17 protein-coding genes and 1 pseudogene are annotated in these 20,938 nt (G+C 57.0%); 2 read left to right on the top strand and 16 right to left on the bottom strand.

Annotated elements, in window-relative coordinates:
- Positions 1-10 precede the first annotated feature (10 nt).
- From B9Z48_RS06430 to B9Z48_RS06395, 8 genes are all read right to left on the bottom strand, one after another.
- Positions 11-1,027 (bottom strand): ABC transporter substrate-binding protein, encoded by a 1,017-nt coding sequence (locus B9Z48_RS06430; RefSeq protein ID WP_108377558.1) that lies wholly within the window; start codon positions 1,025-1,027, stop codon positions 11-13.
- A 92-nt stretch (positions 1,028-1,119) separates the two neighbouring features.
- Entirely contained in the window at positions 1,120-1,986 is an 867-nt protein-coding gene (locus tag B9Z48_RS06425) for an alpha/beta fold hydrolase (protein ID WP_108377557.1), read from the bottom strand.
- 7 nt (positions 1,987-1,993) lie between these two features.
- Positions 1,994-3,085 (bottom strand): branched-chain amino acid ABC transporter permease, encoded by a 1,092-nt coding sequence (locus B9Z48_RS06420; protein WP_108377556.1) that lies wholly within the window; start codon positions 3,083-3,085, stop codon positions 1,994-1,996.
- Positions 3,086-3,095: 10 nt separating this feature from the next.
- Positions 3,096-4,094, bottom strand: a complete 999-nt coding sequence (locus B9Z48_RS06415) for a branched-chain amino acid ABC transporter permease (protein ID WP_108377555.1) — start codon at positions 4,092-4,094, stop codon at positions 3,096-3,098.
- A complete protein-coding gene (locus B9Z48_RS06410; RefSeq protein ID WP_108377646.1) occupies positions 4,091-4,816 on the bottom strand; it encodes an ABC transporter ATP-binding protein in 726 nt (241 codons plus the stop codon). Before B9Z48_RS06410 ends, B9Z48_RS06415 begins: the two co-directional genes overlap by 4 nt.
- A gap of 11 nt (positions 4,817-4,827) precedes the next feature.
- Positions 4,828-5,592 (bottom strand): ABC transporter ATP-binding protein, encoded by a 765-nt coding sequence (locus B9Z48_RS06405; RefSeq protein WP_108377554.1) that lies wholly within the window; start codon positions 5,590-5,592, stop codon positions 4,828-4,830.
- 236 nt (positions 5,593-5,828) lie between these two features.
- Positions 5,829-7,016 (bottom strand): substrate-binding domain-containing protein, encoded by a 1,188-nt coding sequence (locus B9Z48_RS06400; RefSeq protein ID WP_108377553.1) that lies wholly within the window; start codon positions 7,014-7,016, stop codon positions 5,829-5,831.
- Positions 7,017-7,213: 197 nt separating this feature from the next.
- On the bottom strand, positions 7,214-8,740 hold the full coding sequence (locus tag B9Z48_RS06395) for a sigma-54-dependent Fis family transcriptional regulator (protein ID WP_233261037.1): 1,527 nt from the start codon (positions 8,738-8,740) through the stop codon (positions 7,214-7,216).
- A 130-nt stretch (positions 8,741-8,870) separates the two neighbouring features.
- Between B9Z48_RS06395 and B9Z48_RS06390 the strand changes: the two genes are divergently transcribed.
- Positions 8,871-9,554, top strand: a complete 684-nt coding sequence (locus B9Z48_RS06390; RefSeq protein WP_089958543.1) for a response regulator transcription factor — start codon at positions 8,871-8,873, stop codon at positions 9,552-9,554.
- Here B9Z48_RS06390 and B9Z48_RS06385 read toward each other — a convergent pair.
- The 7 genes from B9Z48_RS06385 to B9Z48_RS06355 form a co-directional block, all read right to left on the bottom strand.
- Positions 9,536-10,357, bottom strand: coding sequence for an ABC transporter substrate-binding protein (locus B9Z48_RS06385; RefSeq protein WP_158273220.1), 822 nt, complete (start codon positions 10,355-10,357; stop codon positions 9,536-9,538). The genes B9Z48_RS06390 and B9Z48_RS06385 overlap by 19 nt on opposite strands.
- A complete protein-coding gene (locus tag B9Z48_RS06380) occupies positions 10,350-10,628 on the bottom strand; it encodes a hypothetical protein (RefSeq protein WP_228769253.1) in 279 nt (92 codons plus the stop codon). The genes B9Z48_RS06385 and B9Z48_RS06380 overlap by 8 nt, the downstream gene beginning before the upstream one ends.
- 104 nt (positions 10,629-10,732) lie before the next feature.
- Positions 10,733-11,059: a hypothetical protein gene (locus B9Z48_RS06375; protein WP_146186243.1), complete on the bottom strand. Its 327-nt coding sequence runs from the start codon at positions 11,057-11,059 to the stop codon at positions 10,733-10,735.
- Positions 11,060-11,098: 39 nt separating this feature from the next.
- Positions 11,099-14,497 carry an Ig-like domain-containing protein gene (locus B9Z48_RS06370; protein WP_108377550.1) on the bottom strand — a complete coding sequence of 1,133 codons (3,399 nt, stop codon included), beginning with the start codon at positions 14,495-14,497 and terminating at the stop codon, positions 11,099-11,101.
- Between the two features lie 46 nt (positions 14,498-14,543).
- On the bottom strand, positions 14,544-15,503 hold the full coding sequence (locus B9Z48_RS06365; protein ID WP_089958559.1) for an OmpA family protein: 960 nt from the start codon (positions 15,501-15,503) through the stop codon (positions 14,544-14,546).
- A 451-nt stretch (positions 15,504-15,954) separates the two neighbouring features.
- Entirely contained in the window at positions 15,955-16,584 is a 630-nt protein-coding gene (locus tag B9Z48_RS06360; RefSeq protein WP_108377549.1) for an outer membrane beta-barrel protein, read from the bottom strand.
- A 287-nt stretch (positions 16,585-16,871) separates the two neighbouring features.
- Positions 16,872-18,047 (bottom strand): hypothetical protein, encoded by a 1,176-nt coding sequence (locus B9Z48_RS06355; protein ID WP_108377548.1) that lies wholly within the window; start codon positions 18,045-18,047, stop codon positions 16,872-16,874.
- Between the two features lie 120 nt (positions 18,048-18,167).
- On the opposite strand from B9Z48_RS06355, the gene B9Z48_RS06350 reads away from it, so the two are divergent.
- The gene (locus B9Z48_RS06350) at positions 18,168-20,093 is read left to right on the top strand and encodes a radical SAM protein (protein ID WP_108377547.1); all 1,926 of its coding nucleotides are present in this window, start codon (positions 18,168-18,170) and stop codon (positions 20,091-20,093) included.
- A 181-nt stretch (positions 20,094-20,274) separates the two neighbouring features.
- Here the strand turns inward: B9Z48_RS06350 and B9Z48_RS06345 are convergent.
- Positions 20,275-20,901 (bottom strand): annotated as a pseudogene (locus tag B9Z48_RS06345) (LysE family translocator).
- Between the last annotated feature and the right edge of the window lie 37 nt (positions 20,902-20,938).

Genomic DNA, 20,938 nt, shown 5'->3' with positions numbered 1-20,938 from the left:
AGACTTTCACTCAGCGCGGCAGCGAATTGACTTCTTTTTCCCAGCGCTGGATCAGGCGGCGGCGCTCGGCCGTCTGGCCGTATTTGGCGTAGTCGTAATTGATCATCTTGATCTTGCGGAAGTCGGGCACACGCGGGTCCACCTTGGCCTCTTTGTGCGAAGGCAGCTGGAACTGCAAAGTGGCCGCAGCCAGTTCTTGCGCCGCCGGGGTCAAGGCCCACTCGTAAAACTTTTTGGCGGCCTCCAGATTGCGGCTGCCGCGCACGATGGACATGGAGCCGATTTCCGCCCCTGTGCCATCGGCCGGGGTGATGGTCTCGATGGGAAAGCCTTGGGCTTTTTCGCCGGGGCCGTCGTGCACAAAGCTGATGGACACGGCCGTTTCGCCCCGCGCCACCGCCTTGATGGGGCCAGTGCCCGAACGGGTGTAGGTGCCGATGTTTTTGTGCAAACCCTTGAGGTACTCAAAGGCTTTGTCTTCGCCCATGAGCTGAACCAGGGTCGCGATCATGGTGTAGGCCGTGCCACTGGACGCCGGATTGGCCGACTGGATTTCGCCTTTGTATTCGGGCTTGAGCAGGTCGCCCCAGGTTTTGGGTACGGGCAGTTTTTTCTTGGCCAGCAGCTCGGTGTTGTAACCAAAGCCCAAGGGGCCGGAATAAATGCCCACAGTTTTGAAGCCGGCCTGCGCCGCTTGCTTTTGCGCCCAATCGTGCAACTTGGGCAGCGTGGGCGATTTGTATTCGAGGCTCAGGTTTTGTTCGGCCGCTTGCAGGTGCGGGTCACCCGTGCCGCCAAACCAGATGTCGGTCTTGGGGTTGGCTTTTTCTGCGGACAGCTGGGCAATCGCTTCGCCCGAGCCCTTGGCCGTCATGTTGACCTTGATGCCCTGGCTTTTCTCAAACGTGACGGCGATCATGCTGCACCAAGCGGCTTGGGCCGAACAAATGATGTTGACCTCGCGGTTTTGGGCTTGAGCGCTCGCCGCCAACAGGGCCAGCAAGGGCAACAGCTTGTAGGACTTCATGAAAAAAACTCCAAAAATTGAAGGGGCTATTGTGCGTCCACTTCAACTCCGCCCACCAGAGTGAAAACACCCATGCAGATGACTTGTCCCACTCACACGGCTTCGATGAACTCGGTCACCCATTCGAGTTGCTGCAGCACATTCAGCGCCGGGGCATGACCGCAGCCGGGCACCTCGATGTGTTTGAGCAAACCGCGTGCGCCCGGACCCCGGCGGCGCATTTCGGCCACCGTTGTGGGCAGCACCAAATCCGACTCCACCCCGCGCAACAAGAGCACGGGCAGTTTCAGGGCATCGTAGTGGTCCCAAATCAGGTAGTCATGGGGGTGCGCGGTGAACTGCGCCACCATCGCCGGGTCGTAGTGCGGCGTGACGCGCCCATCGGGCAATCGGCGGGTCGACGTTTCGGCCAGGCGTCGCCATTGGGCGTCGCTGAGCCACCCATAGGGCTTGTAGACCTGACGCAAAAAGGCTTCGAGTTCGGTCACCGTGGCAAAAGCCGGGGGCGTGCCGGCATAGGCCTTGATGCGGTCGATGGCCGTTTGCGCCAGCTCAGGGGCGTTGTCGTTGAGCGTGAGGCTCAAGATGCGGTGCTTCAAGCTGGGCTCAACCAGACCTGCCGCGCACAGGGTGCCGATGGCGCCGCCCATCGACGTGCCCACCCAGTGCACGGCACGCAGCTGCAGGCCGTCCATCAGTTCGCGGGCGATGCGGGCGTAAAAGGCCAGGCAGTATTCGTTTTCCGGGTCAGCGCTCCACTGCGACAAACCTCGGCCCACCGTGTCCGGGCAAATCACGCGCCAGCCCCGAGCGCTCAAGTGCACGGCCAACTCGTCCATGTCGCGCCCGGTGCGGGCCAGGCCGTGCCAGGCGATCACGGTGCCTTGTTCGGCCTTGCCCCAGTCGGTGTAATGGATTTCCAGACCGGCGCAGCGGATGTAGTGGGATGTGAAAGCCATATCAGCCTCAAGCCTGTTTCGAGGAAGCCAATGCCCGCAGCGCGGCCCGGGTGCGCAAACGCCCCACCACCCCAGTCGGGAAGTAATACACCGACAGCACAAACAGCAGGCCCAGCCAAAGCAGCCAGCGGTCGGGTGAGAGCAAGGCCGACAGCAAAGGCACGGCAGCAGTCGCCTCGCTGGCCAAGCGCAGCAGGTCTTGCAAATAGCTTTGCGCCAACAAAAACAGCACCGACCCAATGGCCGCGCCATAGATGGTGCCCATGCCGCCAATCACCACGATCAGCAGTACGTCCATCATGATTTCAAAACTCAGCGAGGTGTCCGGCCCGTTGTAACGCAGCCAAAGCGCCAGCATGGCCCCGGCCACACAGGCGTAGAGCGCCGACAGCACACTCGACAGCGTGCGGTACACCACCACGCGGTAGCCAATGGCTTCGGCACGGAACTCGTTTTCTCGGATGGCTTGCAGCACACGGCCAAACGGCGAATTAACGATGCGCAGGAGGGACAGCAGCATGCCGACCGCCAGCACAAACAGCAGGTAGTAACAAAGCAGGCGGCCATCCAGCGACACGCCCAAAAACGGCTCTTCACTGAACTCGGTGCTGGGCAGCAGCAGCTCGGGCAGTTTGAAGCTCAGGCCGTCTTCGCCACCCGTAAAGTCTGAAAGCTGCGAGGCCAGCGTCTGAAATGCCGCCGCCACGGCCAGCGTGATCATGGCGAAAAAGATGGCACGTACCCGCAGCGAAAACAGGCCAATGGCCAGTGACAGCACCAGCGTGAGCGCCAGAGACAAGGCAAAGCCAGCGGCCAAAGCGCCCCAGGTGGGCCCCCAGGAGTTGGACGAGATGGCGATGCCATAGGCCCCGATGCCAAAGAACATGGTGTGCGCAAAGCTCACGATGCCGGTGTAGCCCAAGAGCAGGTCAAAACCTGCCACCAGCACCACAAAAATCAGCACCTTGGCGGCGACCGACAAGGCCTTGACGCCCGGAAACAGGAAAGGTGCAAAGGCCAAACCCAGCAAGGTGAGGACCAGCAAGATGGCCAGCAGGCGGCTGCGGGGCTGGTCGTTGGAAATCAAACGGTTGAACATGTCCGGACTTTCAACGGTTGGCCACGGGGTACACGCCCTGCGGACGCCACAACAACACACCCGCCATCAGCGCGATGTTGGAAAACAGCGCCAGCTTGGGCGCCAAAAAGCCGGTGTAATTGGCCATCAGGCCTACCAGCAAGGCACCGATCAGCGCCCCACCTGTCGAGCCCAACCCGCCGATGATGATGACGATGAAGATCAGCACGTTGACCTGTGCGCCCATTTGCGGCACCACGTTTTGCTGGTACAGGCCCCACATGACGCCGCCCAGCCCGGCCAGCGCGCTGCCCACCACAAACACGCCCACAAACAGGCGGCGGATGCGGTAGCCCAGCGACTCGACCATCTCGCGGTCTTGCACGCCCGCGCGAATGAGCAGGCCGATCTTGGTGCGGCCCAGCACCCACATTTGCGCGGCAAACACGGCCAGGCCCACGGCCACAGCCAACAGGCGGTATTTCTCGATGGCCGCATCGCCCCAGAGCACCGAGCCGCGCATGGCTTCGGGCAAGGGCAAGGCAATCTGCAGCGGACCCCAGATGACCTTGATGAGTTCCTCGCCAATGATCATGCCGCCCATGGTGATGAGGATTTGCTTGAGGTGCTGGCCATACACAGGCCGCACGATGAAGCGCTCAAAGGCTAAGCCCACAGCGGCGGCCACGGCCATCGCAATCAACATGGCGGGCAACACCGCCACCATGTTGCGCCACCATTCGCCCGAGCCGGTCCAGTCCCCCATGGCCCCCAGCACGCTGGTGGCCACAAAAGCGCCCAGTGCGATGAACAGGCCATGACCGAAATTCAGCACGTCCATCAGGCCAAACACCAACGTCAGGCCCGAAGCCATGATGAAGATGATCATGCCCATGGCGAGACCCGCCACGGTGAGCGTGAGCCAGGTCGAGCCCGAGCCGATCAAGGGAAATGCCAACAGCGCCAGCACGGGCACCATCAGCAAGGGGCGCACATCAAGATCGCCGAAGAGTTTGTTCATGGTGCTCATAAAGCCAGTCCCAACAAGGATTGCTGCAAAGCCGTGTCATCGGCCAGCGCCTGCATGCGGCCCGCGTGCACCACACGGCCGTTGTCCATCACGGCCACGGTGTCGCCCAACTGCTGGGCGAAGTGGATGTTTTGCTCGACCAGCAAAATCGTCACGCCGCTCTGTTTGAGCTGCTGAAAAGCCTCGATCATGTTCTGGATGATGGCCGGGGCCAGACCCTTGCTGGGCTCGTCGATGATCAGCAGATCACGCGGCTCCACAATCGCCCGCGACACGGCCAGCATCTGCTTTTGCCCGCCAGACAATTTGCCTGCCGGGTGGTTCCAGAACTTCTCCACTGCGGGGAAGAGTTTGAAAATCCACTGCAGCCGCGCTTCGTCCATCTGCGCCGCGTTTTGGGCGCTGCGGGCGGCCAGCAGCATGTTTTCTTTCACGGTCAGATCCGAGAAGATGCCCATGTTTTCCGGCACATAAGCGATGTTCTTTTGGGCAATGGCGGGTGTGTTGAGTTGCGTGATGTCTTCGCCGCCAAAGGTGATGCGCCCTTGTGACGCTTGCCACAGGCCCATGATGGTGCGCAGCGTGGTGGTCTTGCCCGCGCCGTTGCGGCCCAGCAGCATGGTCAGCTCGCCACGCGGCACCACCAAGTCCACCCCGTGCAGGATGTGGTAGGCCCCGATGTGCGTGTGCACGCCTTCAAGCGTCAGCAAATTTGTGTTCATGTCGGCTTGGTTCATGCGGCCACCTTCGCTTTGCCCAGGTAAGCCTCTTGCACGATGGGCGAGGCGATCACCTCGTTCGGCTCGCCATCGGCCACCAGCTGGCCGTTGTGCAGCACGATGATGCGGTCCGCCAACTCGCGCACCACGTCCATCTTGTGCTCCACCAGCAAGATGGTTTTGCTCTTGTCTTTTTTGAGCTGGCGGATCAGGTCGAGGATGACGGGCGCTTCGTCGTGGCTCATGCCTGCGGTGGGCTCGTCAAACATGTACACCGAAGGCTCCAGCGCCATCAAGAGCGCCACTTCGAGCTTGCGCTGGTCGCCATGCGGCAAGCTGGCCACAGGGGCTTCTTGCTGTGCGGTCATCGAAACAGATTGCAGAATTTCCAACGCGCGGTTCGTCAAAGCTGCGTGGTCACTCCAGATGCTCCACAAGTTCAGACCCCGGCGGTGTGCGCCCTCCTTCGTGGCCTGCACCGCCAAGCGCACGTTCTCGAGCACCGAAAGGTTCGGGAACAAATTGGTCAACTGAAACGCCCGGCCCAAGCCTGCGCGGGTGCGTGCGGATGCGGGCAAACCCGTCAACTCCCGCCCGTTCAGGTGCACCGTGCCATCGGTCGCAGGCAACTGACCCGAGATCAGGTTGAAATACGTCGTTTTGCCAGCCCCGTTGGGGCCAACGATGGCCGTGAGCGTGCCGGGTTCAAAGCGGCACGAGACCGCATTGACCGCCACATGACCGCCAAACCGCACAGTCAGGTTTTGGGTTTCTAGCATGCGTTCAATTCAAATAGTAGGCGATTCCGCCAGGACGACAGAACATGATTTTTGTAGGTCGGCGGCTTCAGCCCCGACAAGCGCCTTCGCACAAGCAGGATGTCGGGGATAAGGTTGTAGGTCGGCGGCTTCAGCCCCGACACAGGCTTTTGCCCAACCTGCACGTCGGGGCTAAAGCCACCGACCTACAAGACACCTTGTTTCGGGGCTGAAGCCACCGACCTACATTGAGACCATCAACGTTTGTTGCGGATCGGCACGTTCATTTCTTCGGGCTTGATCTCGCGGATCAGCTCGGGCACGCCCCAGGCAAAAGCCGGATCAATCTTGATCTTGAAGTGGTACATGCTTTGCATGGCCTGGTGGTCTTCCTTGCGGAAAGTCATCTTGCCTTTGGGCGTGTCAAAGCTCATGCCTTCCATGGTGCTGATGAGCTTGTTGGTGTTGGTGTCGCCGTTGGTCTTTTTGAGCGCCGTCACCAAAGCCATGGCCGACGAGAAGCCGCCAGCGGTGAAGAAGTCGGGTGGCGACTTGAACTGCTGGTAGTGCGAGGCCACCATGGCGTCGTTCACCGGGTTCTTGGGCATGCCGAAGTAATAGTAAGCCGCGCCTTCCATGCCGGGGAACTGCTTGTAGGCCACCATCGCGGGCAGGATGTTGCCGCCCGTGGCGATCTCGATGCCGTAGCGCTTCAAGTCCATGTCGGCGATCTTGAAGGGGTTGCCACCGGCCCAGATGATGAAAATGATCTTGCGGCCGGGCTGGCCCTTGAGCTTGTCGATCATGCGCTGGGCACCGGCGGTGAAGTCGGTGGTGGCGGGCGGCAGGTACTCTTCGTGCACCAGCTTGGATTTTTTCAGCGCTTCCTTGAAGGCCTTGACGCCATCACGGCCAAAAGCCGAGTCCTGCGCCATGGTGACCACACTCACACCGTCCTTGTCCACCGCCACGGCGTTGGCAATCGCGTCCTGGCTGCTGTTGCGGCCCGTGCGGAAGATGTATTTGTTCCACTTGTCACCCGTGATGGAGTCGGCCACAGCTGGCTCGACCAGCAAAATCTTTTTGTACTCTTCGGCCACGGGCAGCATGGCCAGGGCCACGGGCGAGGCGGTGGGGCCCACAGCCAGGTCCACTTTGTCGTCGCCATAAGCGGCGGCCAACAGGTTCTTGCCCAGGTCAGGCTTGCCTTGGTCGTCCTTTTCAATCACCACAATCTTGCGGCCGCCCACTTCCATGGTGCCGCCAGTGGCGTAGCTCAAACCCATCATCAAACCGGTTTGGGTCTGCTTGCCATAGGCCTCCAAGGGGCCGGTCTTGCTGTAGATGTGGGCGATCTTGATGTCTTTGCCCTGAGCCATGGCGGCGGGGATCAAAGCAGTTGAAACGGCCAACGCGGCCAAAGAAACAAGGTGTCTACGGAACATGAGGGTCTCCTGTGGGAATGGTCCGCTGAGGTGCGGTGCCCAGTCATTGTGCACAAGCCGTGCCAACTCGGTTGCCGCAAACGCGTCACGTAAACCCTTGTCAGATCAACACTTTTTAAATGACACTGAAAGACCAAGCACGATTTGTCTGAAATAAATACATTTCATGTGCATTAAAAAAATACACATGCATGAATTTAAGACACCTTGGGCAAGCATTGGTAAAGTTTGGCGCGGGAAATACCGAGCAATTTGGCCGCTGCTTGTTTGTTGCCCTGGCTGAACGCCAAAGCATGCTGCACGGCATCCAACTCCAGCGCACGAACAAGGTCGCCCAAAGGCGCAGGGGCTTGCTTGGGGTCTTGGGGGACACCGTGGGCTTCGGGCACTTGGCCGGCCAAAGGAGCCGGCGCAATGTGACTCAGCCCAGATTCGCGCAGCACAGCCCCCACCGCCTGCGCATCGACCATGCCCGCCTCACAGCGCAGCAAAAGTTGCTCAATCACATTGCGCAGCTCGCGCACATTGCCACGCCAATGCTGGGCCGACAACAAGGCCAGCGCCTGTGCTTGAAATTCTGGCTGCGGCAAGGCACTGCGCAAGGCCAAGTCTTCTGACAAAAACTCCACCAAGGCCGGAATATCGGATGCCCGGTCTCGCAAGGCGGGCACGCGGAGCGGCAACACATTGAGGCGGTAATACAAATCCTCGCGAAACAAACCTTCGCGCACCAACTTCACCAGATCGCGAGACGTGGCGGCGATGATCCGAGCATCAAAAGGCACCAGACGGTTGGAGCCCAAGGGCTCGATTTCGCTTTCTTGCAAAGCCCGCAACAACTTAGCTTGCAGCCCCAAGGGCATGTCACCAATCTCATCCAGAAACAATGTGCCGCCATCGGCCAACTTGAATTTGCCCTCACGCCCTTTTTTGTCAGCACCGGTGTAGGCCCCGGGCGCGACCCCAAAAAATTCAGCCTCGAGCAAGGTTTCGGGTACGGCGGCAATGTTCACGCTGACCAAAGGCCCCCGGGCACGCGGCGAACTGGCATGAATGGCATGGGCCAACAACTCTTTGCCGGTACCGGTTTCGCCCAACAACAAAACGGGACTGCTCGACTGCGCTGCACGCCGAGCCTGGCGCTTCAAATCGGCCACCACCGCGCTGGAACCAATGAAACTGGCAAAACTGTGCCGCGCTTGACGCAACCCACCACCCACCTTGCGCTGCGCGGCCAAGGCGGTGCGGGCTTCGTCCAATTCACGTTGCATCAAGGCAAACTTGGCCATCAAGGGCTGCAAATTGGTTTCAGGTTGATCAAACAAGACCACCCCCAATGCGCCAATGACCGCGCCGGCTTCGTCACGCAAAGGAAAACGGCTGACCAAAAAAGTGCCGGCCCGGTTGCTCAACAGGTCTATCAAAATGGGTTTGCCCGTCTCCATCACCTGGTTCATCAAGGTGTTTTGCACCACCTCAACCACCGGTTTGCCCACAAAATCAGCCTCCCGTTCAAAACCCAATGCGGGCAAGTAACGACGGTAGTGGTCATTGATCCAAACCACACGGCCCGAGCGGTCCACCAACAACATGCCCTCGCTGGCATTGGCAAAAACATCAAACAAAGAACGGGCAGCCAGGCCCAAAATGCTCTGGGCGTCGGTAGGCAAAGCAGCCGTCAAGCCCAAAGGGTCCATGTGCGAAGTCACGTCAGAGTCCACCATGGTCTGGCCCCTCAAAATAAACAGTACTTTTTGAGTATGTATTCATCAGAAATATTGGCAAGTCCAGATAAAATTTAGTAAAGCAAACAGAGACGGCAGTCTCGAAAAAGAAATCATCCTCAGGCAATCCATGAATTTTGACGATTTCAAAGGCCATATTTACCTGATTGATGACGATCCATCCATCCGCAGAAGCTTGGCTTACAGCCTCAGCTCGGTGCGTTACTCCATCCAAACCTTTGACAGCCCAACGGCTTTTTTGCGGGACGCTTTGCCCATCACGCCGGCCGTCATTTTGCTGGACATCCGCATGCCCGGCATGAACGGACTCTCCTTGCAAAACGAGATGATTGCCAGGGGCAGAAAAACCCCCATCATTTTCATCTCGGGCGAGAGCCAGCCCACCGAAATCATCGAAGCCATGAAAAAAGGCGCGGTCGATTTTTTGATCAAGCCTTTTGGCCTTGAACCCCTGCTGGAGGCCATCGACTTGGCCCTGCAAAAAGACAAACACCAGCAAAATCAAAAAATCCTCACCTTGAACGTGCGCGATCGCTTCATGCGCTTGACCGACAAAGAGCGCGAAGTCTGCCGTTGGATGGTCAAGGGCTACGGCAACAAGGAAATTGCCAACATGAACGGGTCGGCTCCAGCCACTGTCAAGCTCCACCGCAGCCGTGTCCTTGAAAAAATGGGCTGTGCATCACTGCCTGAATTGATGGCATTGGCCTTGGATGCAGAACGCAAAATCATCGACATCTTCACCGAATCCGAGCCCGCACCGACCTTGGAGCCTCAACGCGGCTTGGAATGACTGACGTTGGGGCGGCTCACATCGTAGCCAAACCAGCGGTTTGAAATGTCCTTGAACGAACCATCAGACAACATGGTTTGAATCGCCGCCGTCATGCGTGCGGCCATGTCTTTGTTGCCCTTGCGCACCGCCAAACCCGAGGCCATGGGGGGTGCAAAGGGTGACGTGATCTTGATGGGCAAGCCATCGCGCTCGATGTAGTAATCGGCAATCAGACTTTCTTCGAGCACGGCATCGAGCTTTTTTTCGGCCAGTTGTTTCAAGGCCTGATCGATCACAGGAAATGGCAAGACACTTTTACCCAAAGCCCCCTTGGCCTGCTCTTCAACGCCGGTGCTGGCCAAGACCCCCAGTTTTTTGCCCACCAAATCGTCCAGGCTCAAAAAATCCCGATTGTCATCTTCGTGCTGAATACACACCAACTGGTTGGCGGCATAAGGCTTGGCAAAGTCAAACACACGGCGATTTTCTGGCGTGGGCAGGAGTTGATTGCCAATCACGGAAATTTCATCAGCCTGTAATTTTTTTTGCAAATTGGCCATGCCATCGGGGTGAATTTGAAGTTGCAGTTTCATGATGGCCGCCAAGCGCTTCATCACATCCACATCAAAACCCTGCAAAGACCCCTCGGTGAAACTGAAGGGCTTGTAATGGGCCAACACCCCCACCCGAAGCACCCCATCACCGGGGTTTTGAGCCTGGGCAGCGGATACCCAAGCCGTGCCGAGCGATGCCAGCGCCCAGCGCAAAAAATCATGCCGGTTCAATTTCAAGCCTGCGCCGCACAATGACCGATCAGTCATGAAAGGCCCCCTCAAAACAATGCCGCAGCTCATGGCCCAGGTAGTTGTAGCCGGTGGTGATGGGGGTGACGATGGTGCACTCTTTGCGGCGAACATTCCAAAAAGCACAAGCCATGGGCCGAGATGTGGGGGTGATCGGAATTCCGGTGATGCGGGCGCAATATTCAAACCCGTCGGTGCGCACCAAAAACTTGACTTTGGGTTCTGCCAGCACCCGCTTTTCTGGGGCCATGGGGGTAAAACGAACCGTGTCCACCTGGGGGGGTCTCATGGTCGTGGTCTCGCAGCCGGACAAGACAACCAGCAACAAGGCCCACAGCACACCAAGCCAACGTCGATCCCACACAGCCCGGAAATTGAACTGTGACCCGCTCATCAGCGCCCCTGAAGGCAGTGCAAAAACAGGTGGCCCAACTGTGAATGGCTGGTGTGCGTGGTGGTCACAATGGTGCAACGGGCGCTGGCCAGGTGCCAGTAGACACAACCTTCGGGCCTTCTGGCCAAGCCATCTTTGGGCTGGGCCTGCGTGCACACCGCCTCAGGGGAGGATCGGATGAGCCAACTGACCATGGGCTCGGCAATTTTTCGCTGACTGACCTCCGGTGGATTGAACATGCTGAAATCCATCAAAGGATCGGCCGTGGCAGTGCCAGCCCAGAGGGCGGCCACCACCATGCATTTCAGTTTATCGATCGCAGTCACAAAATCACTACATCCAAGAATCAGTTGACCCAGCCACACTCAAATCAGGTTGAGTGTGATGCCGGTTTGCACAAACAGGCTCAGACCCAACGCATCGTTGGTGTAGGCCGCATAGTCCTTGTCACCCAGTGTGACAGCTGAATTGTTTTTAGTCCAATCCAAATCTGTAGTGCCCACCAAATCATCCAAATTAACGGTATCTGCAGCATCCCCGTCAATACGCATTTGGAGATGATCTTTGTGTGCTGTTGCCGTAGTGAAGCTGTTTTTCACACCCAAGTCCAGCACATCGCCCATTGTCAGCTTAAGGACATGAGTGCCCTTGGTGATGTCCACATGGTTGACTGCAGCCAGATCACCCATGGCCGGGATGCCGTCGTACAAGGATGCCATGTCAAAGTCCTTTGGGTCTGTGGATGACAAAACCAACTTTCCAACTGAGTCTACCAATTGATTACCGCTGAAGCCGGGCAGAGGCCATTCTGCAGCAATCAAAGGCCCCGGTGTACCCATCTTTGCATTGACAAAGTCCATTCGGCCAAAATCATTTTTAATGGAGTAGGTGTTACCTGCCCAATCCTTGAATTCCAAACTAAAAGTATCTTTTTCAAAGCTCTTTCCAACAAGCTCATCCAATTTAAACAAACCACCCACATACTCTTTTTCAACGATATTTGCGCCAACCCCAGTCGTGTACTTGTAGGTTCCACGCTCTTTAGATGAAAAATTAATTTCAGAATATGTCCAAAGTCCGCTGCCTTTTGATGCATTCGATGCATCAATGATTTCAGCCCAACGATCAATCACAAAAGACTGATCCGTAGCTTGCAGCGTATTGCCAGCCGCATCCACCAAAGTTGACCTCACGGTATAAGTACCAGTTTTTCCGTCAACACCCAACTTTGCCAAATTCTCAAAAGACCAACTCTTACCTGTCGGGGTCACATGTTCCTGTGAAATGACTTTGCCATCCACCCCAAACACCTGCACCAAAACCCGATCACCGTTTTCGACAAAATCCTTGTCAAAACCACCACGGAAGGTCAGAAGCTGGTCGTTGGTGAGGTAATCGGTGGTGTTGATGCCGGTGTCGTCCTCGAAGGTGACGGGCAACATTTTCAGGTTGGCGTTGGGATCGGTTTTGCCTCCGTTGTCGGTGGTGCTGTTGTCGATCACCAAAGCCTGCACGTCGGTGTGGATCGGGTTGCCGGCTTTGTCCACCAAGGAGGCCTGCAAGTCGTACGTGCCATCGACCAAACTCAAATCGGTTTGTTTGTCCCACGTCCAACCCCAAACACCTGCGGTTTTGACCGGTTTGACGTAATCTGAGGCCATCACTTTGCCCGTGGCGTCTTTGAGGACCACTTCGACAAAAGCACCGTTGTCGTTGAAATCGGTGATGCTGCCCGCAAACTTGAGCGTGCGGTCTTTGGTGATGAAGTCCTTGTTGCTGTACCCCGTGTCCTGGGTCGCAGACAAGATGTCGACCTTGAAGCCGCTGTTGGGATCGACCGCTTTGTCAGGCGCGTGGTTGTTGTTTTTGTCGGTGTCAATGAAGACATCTTGTGCATCCACCGTCGAGGGCACCGTAGCGTTGTCCTTGACGGGGGTGCCTGCGCCATTGACCAAGGATGCGTTGAGCGTGTATTGACCATCGGCCATGGCCGCAGACTTGGTGCGGTCCCAAGACCATGTCCACTCACCTGCTTCGTTTTTCACGGGTTTGACGTAAACCATTTCCATCTCGACCTTTTTGGCGTCGAGCAAAGACAGTTTGACCTGATCTCCATTTTCGGTGTACTTGCTCAGCGTGCCCTTGAAAATGAGCTGGGTGTCTTTGGTGTAGAAGTCGGTCGTATTTTGACCCGTGTCTTCGGTGATGGCCGTGATGTCGAGCTTGACCCCGGCATTGGGGGATTTGTCGGTCGGAGCGTTGTCGACCTTGAATTCGGTGCCCTTGAACACTGGCGATTTCAGGCCATTGATGGTGGCAGTCACCTCTGGGGTGTAAGCCCCGTCCGGCAAAGCGTCGGCGTCCGGGATCTGGATCACAAACTCACCAGTGGGAGAGGCTTTGCCGGTGTAGGTTTTGCCGTTCACAAGCACCGCCACATCGGCGTTGCCTGAAGCTTTGCCCGAAATTCGGGGGGTTTTGTCGGTGGTGACGTTGTCTTTGGGGCCCGTGTCATCTTCGGCCATCAGGCTGGCCGAGGTCACCGCTGGTTGCTGCGGGTTCTGGTCGACGTAGATCAACTGGCTGTCGATGTTGGTGGGCTTGGCAGAGCCGTCAGTGATCAAGGCACCGGCACCGTTGACGATGCTGGCATCGAGCGTGTATTTGCCGTCGGGCAATTCGGCTTTGGTTCGGTCCCATGACCAAGACCAGACACCGGCTGTTTGGACGGGCTTGACGTAGACCATGTCAATCTCAGCGCCCTTGTCGTTTTTGAGGGACAGTTTGACGTGATCACCGTTGGCGGTGAACTTGTCCAGATCGCCTTTGAAGACCAAGGTGTTGTCGGCGGTGTGGAAGTCCGAGGGACTCAGACCTGTGTCTTCGGTGATGGAGACGATGTTCAAAACCAGGCCAGCGTTGGTTTTGTCGGTGCCGTTGCCGTTGTCAACTTTGAAAGGGGTTCCCGCAAAATCTGGCGACTTGACACCGGCCAAGGTGCTGGTCACCACAGGGGTGTAGCTGCCGTCCACCAAGGCGTCGGCATCCGGAACCTGGATCACAAACACACCGGTTGAAGAAGCCTTGCCGGTGTATGTTTTCCCATTGAGCACAACAGAGACGTCTGAGTCGGGCGTGGCTTCACCGGTGATGCGCGGCGTTCTGTCGGTCGTGATACCGTCTTTGGGGCCGGTATCGTCTTCAGGCATCAATTTGGCCGAAGTGACTTTGGGCGTGGCGGCCACGGCGGTGCTGCTTGAGCCACCGCCGCCCGCTGCGGCACCCAGCAAACCCAAAGGGGCCAGCAACCAGGGGTTGAACGCAGCGGCGGCCAAAACACCCACCGCCGCACCCGATGCATTGATTTCTGCACCGCCCAAGGCCATGCCCACCTGATTGGAACCGTCGGCCAACAAAGGCACCGCCGTGTTGCCCACAGCGGTTTCGGGGATGTATTCGTAAAAACGGCCCGTTTCGGCCTCGCCAATCAGACCATTAAAACCCTCTGGGGCCACTTCGTAATAGTCTTCAACGACCAAATCGGCCGCACTGCGCCCTTCAAAGAAAACGCGCAAATCTTTGCCTGAACGGCTGGCGCGGATGTTTTCAGGGCCATAACCCGTGGTCGCATCCAAGAGCTGGTATTTGCCCCCAGGCACCGCCTTGACCACCATGGGGGTTTTGCCATCCCCTGTGGTGGGAATGTCAACAAACTTGGCCTCGCCTTGGCCTTGGTTCACTTTGATTTTGTATGTTTTGCTCATGATGTGTGACAGTCAAAATAAGGTTAATGAATGGGGCCGGTTGAACTTATCGGCGTGCGCCAGTGATGACCACCACAACGCGTCTGTTGGGTGCGTGGCAAATTTTGTTTTCAGGTGTGGGCTCGTTTCTGCAACCCGTTTTGCTCAATTCGATGGAGCCTCGACCTTCGGCTTCGATGCCTCGGGTCGGCTTGACGTTGCGGGCAGAAATTTGTCGAGCGACCACATCGGCGCGTTGCTGTGACAATTTTTTGTTGATCTGAACCGAGCCAATGGCATCGGTGTAACCCACCACACGGATGCGATCGACCGAGGAATAGTCTTGATTGAGGCGCTGCACCAAGGCCTCAATGGCATTGAAGCCAGAGGCACGCAACTCGGCCTTGCCAAACTCGAACAGGGCATCGGTTTCAAGCGCGTATTCGCGTGGTGCCGGTGGACGTGGGGGGGGTGGAGGAGGCGGAGCCACTGCGGCCTTGCCCGGTTCGCCACAGGTGAGCGCGGCCTTGGCGCGGGAAATGGTGTGGATTTGACGTCGCGTGTTGGACATTTCGGCATTGGCTTGCGATGCCGGCATGCTGAGCACGGCAATACCGGGCTGTCCGGCCTCGTCGACCTTCAGGAACAAGGTCTGCCCGACTTGCATGTTCAGGCGCTGTCCACCGTCTTGTTTGCTCAAATGCAGGCGGGATGCATCATCCAGCGCAGCTTTGATGCTGACGTTGCCCGGTTCTGCACAAAACTCGGTGTAGCCACCGCGCAGCAAAGACGCATGGTATTGGCCATTGAGGTAAATGTTCACCGGTTGTTGAGATACCCCTTGCAAGTTACGGTAAACCAAAACACGGGTTTGGTTGACCGGGGCCAAAGGCGCCGTGGCGTAGGGCTCGCCAAATGAGTCGATGACCACCCGGGTGGCCCCCGATTGGGCCAAGGCCAACGGTGACAAAGCCGCCACGGACAAGCCAATCAACCACTGATTCAACGGTTTAGAAAAAATTTTCATAAGGGTCACCTCAAAAAACTTGTGTCAATTCAGAAACTTAGAGTGACTAATTCATCTGTCACCCGATGACACAATGATGCGTGAGGATGCCTCGTTGTAAACGCGCTAAAAAGCGTACTCTAATAATCAGTTTTAACAATATTAAGTATGTAAATATGTGCAACCTTTGATCATATCGATGGCATCACGCCATGGATGGGTCGAACCACGGCCATGCCTTGTTGGCTTGAAGATTGCAACCCCCCATAAATTATCAAAATATAAAAAATCAGTGGATATGCATTTTTTATTGCAATCACGTCTATTTGCAAGAGACTCGGCACCACAATAAAAAAGCCATCTGACGCTTGGGCATCAGATGGCTCTGTCAAGATTAAAAAAATCAAAAATTTACTGCAGCAAATTCATATTTGATATTTCAAATTCAACCTTGATGGATCATTGAAAATATTCAATTGAATTGGTAACCGAGGGACACATTCATTGACGTCATGCTGGCTTTGGCGGGCGTCAAAGCATCCCCCAATGACACCGCTTTTGATTTGAATTTGGTTGACAGCACTTCAAATTGGACAAAAACATCATTGTTGATGTAAGACTTGAGACCCAAGCCCAAACCAGTGCCGTGGATAGATTCACTGAAACCACCGTTCTGAGAGAACAGACCCCCTTCACCCACAAGAACGGCTGAGTGGTAACCCACTTTGGCAAAAGCTGCGGTGTTCGGCGTCAGCAAAAGTGTAGGCTGCAGGTACAAAGAGTTGTGATTTTTCACCTTGCCGTTGAGCAACACCACATCAAGAATTCTGGATTCACTGAGGTCGTAGGTCGCTCCCATGCCCAGCGCCCATTGATCGTTGAGTGGCAGGCTGTAGCCGACATCAAAAGTGGCAACAATTTTTGTCCGACCCAGATTGCCTGCCTGGCCTTGGTTCAGTTCATTGATTTTCAAATTGCCGTCGACCACCGAGCCACCAAGGGCAGCGGACCAACCCGAGAAATGGGTGCTTTGGGCCGCAGCATGGCCTGCGGTCAGAGCGGCGACAAGAAACAACATTGAATTAATATTTTTGAATTTCATTTGGTGGCTTTTAAATAAAGAGAAATTTTATTTTAACATGGGTTAATTTATGAATTTTATTCATGATAATAAAGCTTAACAAATATATAATATTCAAATCAATATTGATTTAAATCATCCTATATTTTTAAACGTGATTATTTCGTGCGCAAAAATCACCATCAAAGCCATGAAACCACGAAACTGCCCCCCAGTCTGTGCGTTGACCCACCGTCTCATCAGACAAGCGCAGTCGCAAGCACCTCAAACAGGCTCAATGGCCGCTGACTTGACTGACAGACGGTCTGTCAAAAGTCGTCTCTGTCCTGAACTTGGACTTTGGCCAACTGCCACTGTTCTTTGAGCCAGCGCTTGAGCGCAGCATCGTTTTGAATGCGGCGCAGATCGGCCTCCAAGCTGTCCGTGATGTGGCGCTGATCGGCCTGAAGGCGCTGCAACGACTGGGTCATCGCTGATTCGTCGGCTTGAGCCAGCACGGGCACGCACAACTCACGACTCAAGCGGCTTTGCAACTGGTCCAAATCTTCTTCCAATGCCGCGACCTGCTCTTTGAGCAACACGGACATGGCCATCAACTTGTCGTCGGCCATGCGTGCTGCACTTTGCGGATTGACCTGTGTCACCTGCATTTGCAGGCGCAACAAGGTGGTCAGGTCGTTTTTTTCATAAGCGGCATTGACCTCGCTCATCAGACCGGTTTTGCGCAGACGTTCTTGTTCATCCGGCTCACGATCCGGATGCAGTGCGCTGGCCAGCTGCCTGAATATCGTGCGGATGGCACTTTGGGCATCGGCTGCACGCAAGGCTTCAGGGGGTATTTCGCCTTTTTCTGCCGCTGCATTTTTCTTTTGCGCATCTTTTTGCGCCTTGCGGGCCGCCCGTTTGGCCGATTTGCGGGCCTCGTCGGCCTCTTGCTGTTGTTGCCACTGGCGCATGCCCGCCTGCATCATCTCCTCGGGCGTCTGGTATTGCTTGGGTTTGTTCAGGGGCTGGCCCAGCGCTTCTTCGATGCGTTCGCGCAAGCGCTGCGCCGCCTCGGCCTGCTCTTGTGCTGCTTCTTGGGTGTCCACTTCGCTCACATACAAATCGGCCAGGGCCTGCACTTGCGGGTCGGCACTGGCGGTCAGTTGATCGATCAAACCGCGCACCAGTCCCCTGGCCATGCGTTGCTGGCGGTCGGTGAAGTCTGCCGTCTGCAGGCGTTCATGCACAAAGAGCAGCAGGCTTTTGCGGTGCGTCTGCGCCTGCTGCACCGATTCGCGCAGGGCCTGAATGTGCGCATAACGGTGCCGGTCCGACCACGTCTGCAGCCGCTCGATGTGACCCGAAAGCTGCTCGATGCGGGCCAGCAAAGCGTTGAAGCGCTGCTGCGCGGGCGTGGGTGGGGCAAGACCGGGGGGCTGAACCATCAAGGCGGACAGAGAGATGGCAGCGCCTTGAGTCGCTTCGGGCAAGGGGTTCATTTGAAAAACAGCTGGGATAAGGCGAGAAGAGCGGCTGAATGTTAACGCCCCTGCGGCCCAATACAAGAAGGGGCTTCATCCGTCGATAATCATCCCACCCAATCAAAAACCGTCCGCCTGATGCCCAGCCCCACCCCGTTCAAAGTGCTCAGCCTCATCCCGCCGATGACGCAGCTCAACACGCCCTACCCGTCCACGGCCTACCTGACGGGTTTTTTGCGTTCGCGGGGTTTTGATGCGGCACAAGTTGACTTGGCGCTGGCCACCGTGCTGGCCTTGCTGAACAAAAAAGGGCTGACCGAGCTGCGCGATGCAGCGTTGGCCTTGCCTGTCGAAGAGCGCTCGGGTCCGGTGAACTTTTTCCTCGACCACTTCAACGACTACGCTGTCAGCATCGACCCGGTGATCGCCTTTTTGCAGGGCCGCGACAGCACGCTGAGCCACCGCATCGCTGGCCGGGGCTTTTTGCCCGAAGGCCCGCGCTTTGCAGCACTCGACGCTTATGAGGACGATGGTACGGGCGACCCCATTGGCTGGGCTTTTGGCGCTTTGGGCCAGACCGACCGCGCCCGGCACCTGGCCACGCTGTACCTGAACGATGTGGCCGATGTGCTGCGCGACGCCGTGGACGAAGGCTTTGAGTTCGTGCGCTACGCCGAACGCTTAGCCGCCAGCCAGCCCAGCTTTGACGCGCTGGCCGAAGCACTGGCCGAGCCACCCAATTTGATCGACAGCACGCTGGAGCGTTTGGCATTGCAGGCCGTTGAGCGCCACCAGCCCACGCTGGTGCTGCTGTCGGTGCCCTTTCCCGGTTCGGTCTATGCGGCGTTTCGCATCGCCCAGTGCATCAAGCGCTCGCACCCTCACATCCACATTGGTTTGGGCGGTGGCTTTGTGAACACCGAGTTGCGTGAGCTCAAAGACGCCCGCGTGTTTGAGCATGTGGATTTCGTCACGCTCGACGGCGGCGAGCGACCGCTGCTGAGCCTGATCGAGCACCTGCAAGGCCAGCGCAGCATGCAACGCCTGCAGCGCACCTTTGTGCGCAACGACGCAGGTCAGGTGCAGTACATCAATATGCAAGAGCCCGACATCCCGTTTGAGGAGGTGGGCACGGCCACTTGGGATGGCCTGCCGCTGCACAAATACCTGTCCTTGCTGGACATGCTCAACCCGATGAACCGGTTGTGGAGTGACGGGCGATGGAACAAACTCACCGTGGCGCACGGCTGCTACTGGAAGAAGTGCAGCTTTTGCGATGTGAGCCTGGACTACATCAGCCGCTACGAGACCGCGCAGGCCAGCACCCTGGTGGACCGCATCGAGCAAATCGTGGCCGAAACAGGCCAGACCGGCTTTCACTTTGTGGACGAAGCCGCGCCGCCCAAAGCCCTGAAGGCCCTGGCCGAAGAACTTCTGCGCCGTGGCGTTCAAATCTCGTGGTGGGGCAACATCCGATTTGAGAAAACCTTCACCCCCGAGCTGTGCGACTTGCTGGCCCAAAGCGGCTGCATTGCCATGTCAGGCGGGCTCGAAGTCGCCTCCGACCGATTGCTTCAGCTCATGAAAAAAGGCGTCTCGGTCGAGCAGGTGGCGCAAGTCACCAAAGGTTTTGCCGATGCGGGCGTGCTGGTGCACGCCTACCTGATGTACGGCTTTCCCACACAGACCGTGCAAGACACGGTGGACGCGCTCGAATACGTGCGCCAGCTGTTTGAAAACGGCTGCATCCACAGCGGCTTTTTTCACCGCTTTGTCTGCACCGTGCATTCGCCCGTAGGGCAAAACCCCGAGGCTTACGGCGTGACACTGCTGCCCCTGACCGAGGGCACTTTTGCCAAAAACGACGTGGGCTTTGTCGACCCCACCCGCATGCCCCCCGGTGTGGACCACGACCTGCTGGGCCAGGGCCTGAAAAAAGCCATCTACAACTTCATGCACGGCGTGGGGGTGGACAACGATGTGCGCCAGTGGTTTGAACTGCCCAAAGGCCAGTGCCCCAAAACCACCGTGCCGCGCCACAAAATCGCCCGGGCCCTGGGCTGATCTGAAAGGCATCGACCTGCAAGTCGACACCATCAGGCCCACATTGGAGGGCCTGCTTAATCATTGAGCACACCCCGCCAGACCAACAGGGGTGCGGGTTTCAAGGCTTGTTCATGGGCTTATCCACAGCTTGACGCACAGTTACCGGGGGTAAACCCGAGCCCATGTACAGAGCGTGGCTTCAACGGCTGATGGCCATCAAAGCAGCAAAGCCCACAAACACGCCCCCCGTGACGCGGTTGAAATTTTGGATGACGTGGGTTTGCTGCAAATAGCGTGACAGCTTGTGGCCACTGAGGGCGTAAATCAGGTACCAACTGACTTCGATGACGCTGAAAGTGGCCATCAAAACCCCAAATTGCACCAAGGCGGGCCGATCAGGATGGATGAATTGAGGAAAAAAGGCCGCGCAAAACACGATCGCCTTGGGATTGCTGGCCGCCACGGCCAAGCCTTGACGGAAAAATGATGCGCCGCTGCGCATGGGCTCGTCGGCATTGGCAGGGCTTGCTTCAGGGCGGCGCACGGTCGATGCCCACAATTTGTAGCCCAAATAAGCCAAATAGGCCGCACCCAGATAACGCAGTGCATCAAACACCACCGGAAAGTGGGTGAGCAAAGCGCCTAAACCTGCGGCCGAAAGACTCATCATGCACAGCAAAGCGCTCATGCAACCGGCCATGGTCATGACAGCCGCACGCAAGCCCGATCTGGCCCCATGGCTCATGACCAAGAGCATATTGGGTCAGGGTGTGGCCGACACCACAAAAGTCATCACGACAAAAAGCCACCAAGTTTGAAACGTCACATCCATCCCTTTGTTTGTTGTTTGGAAATTCAGGGCT

Source organism: Limnohabitans sp. WS1, from assembly GCF_003063265.1.
Taxonomy (GTDB): Bacteria; Pseudomonadota; Gammaproteobacteria; order Burkholderiales; family Burkholderiaceae_C; genus Limnohabitans_A.
This window is presented reverse-complemented; position numbering and strand designations above follow the sequence as displayed.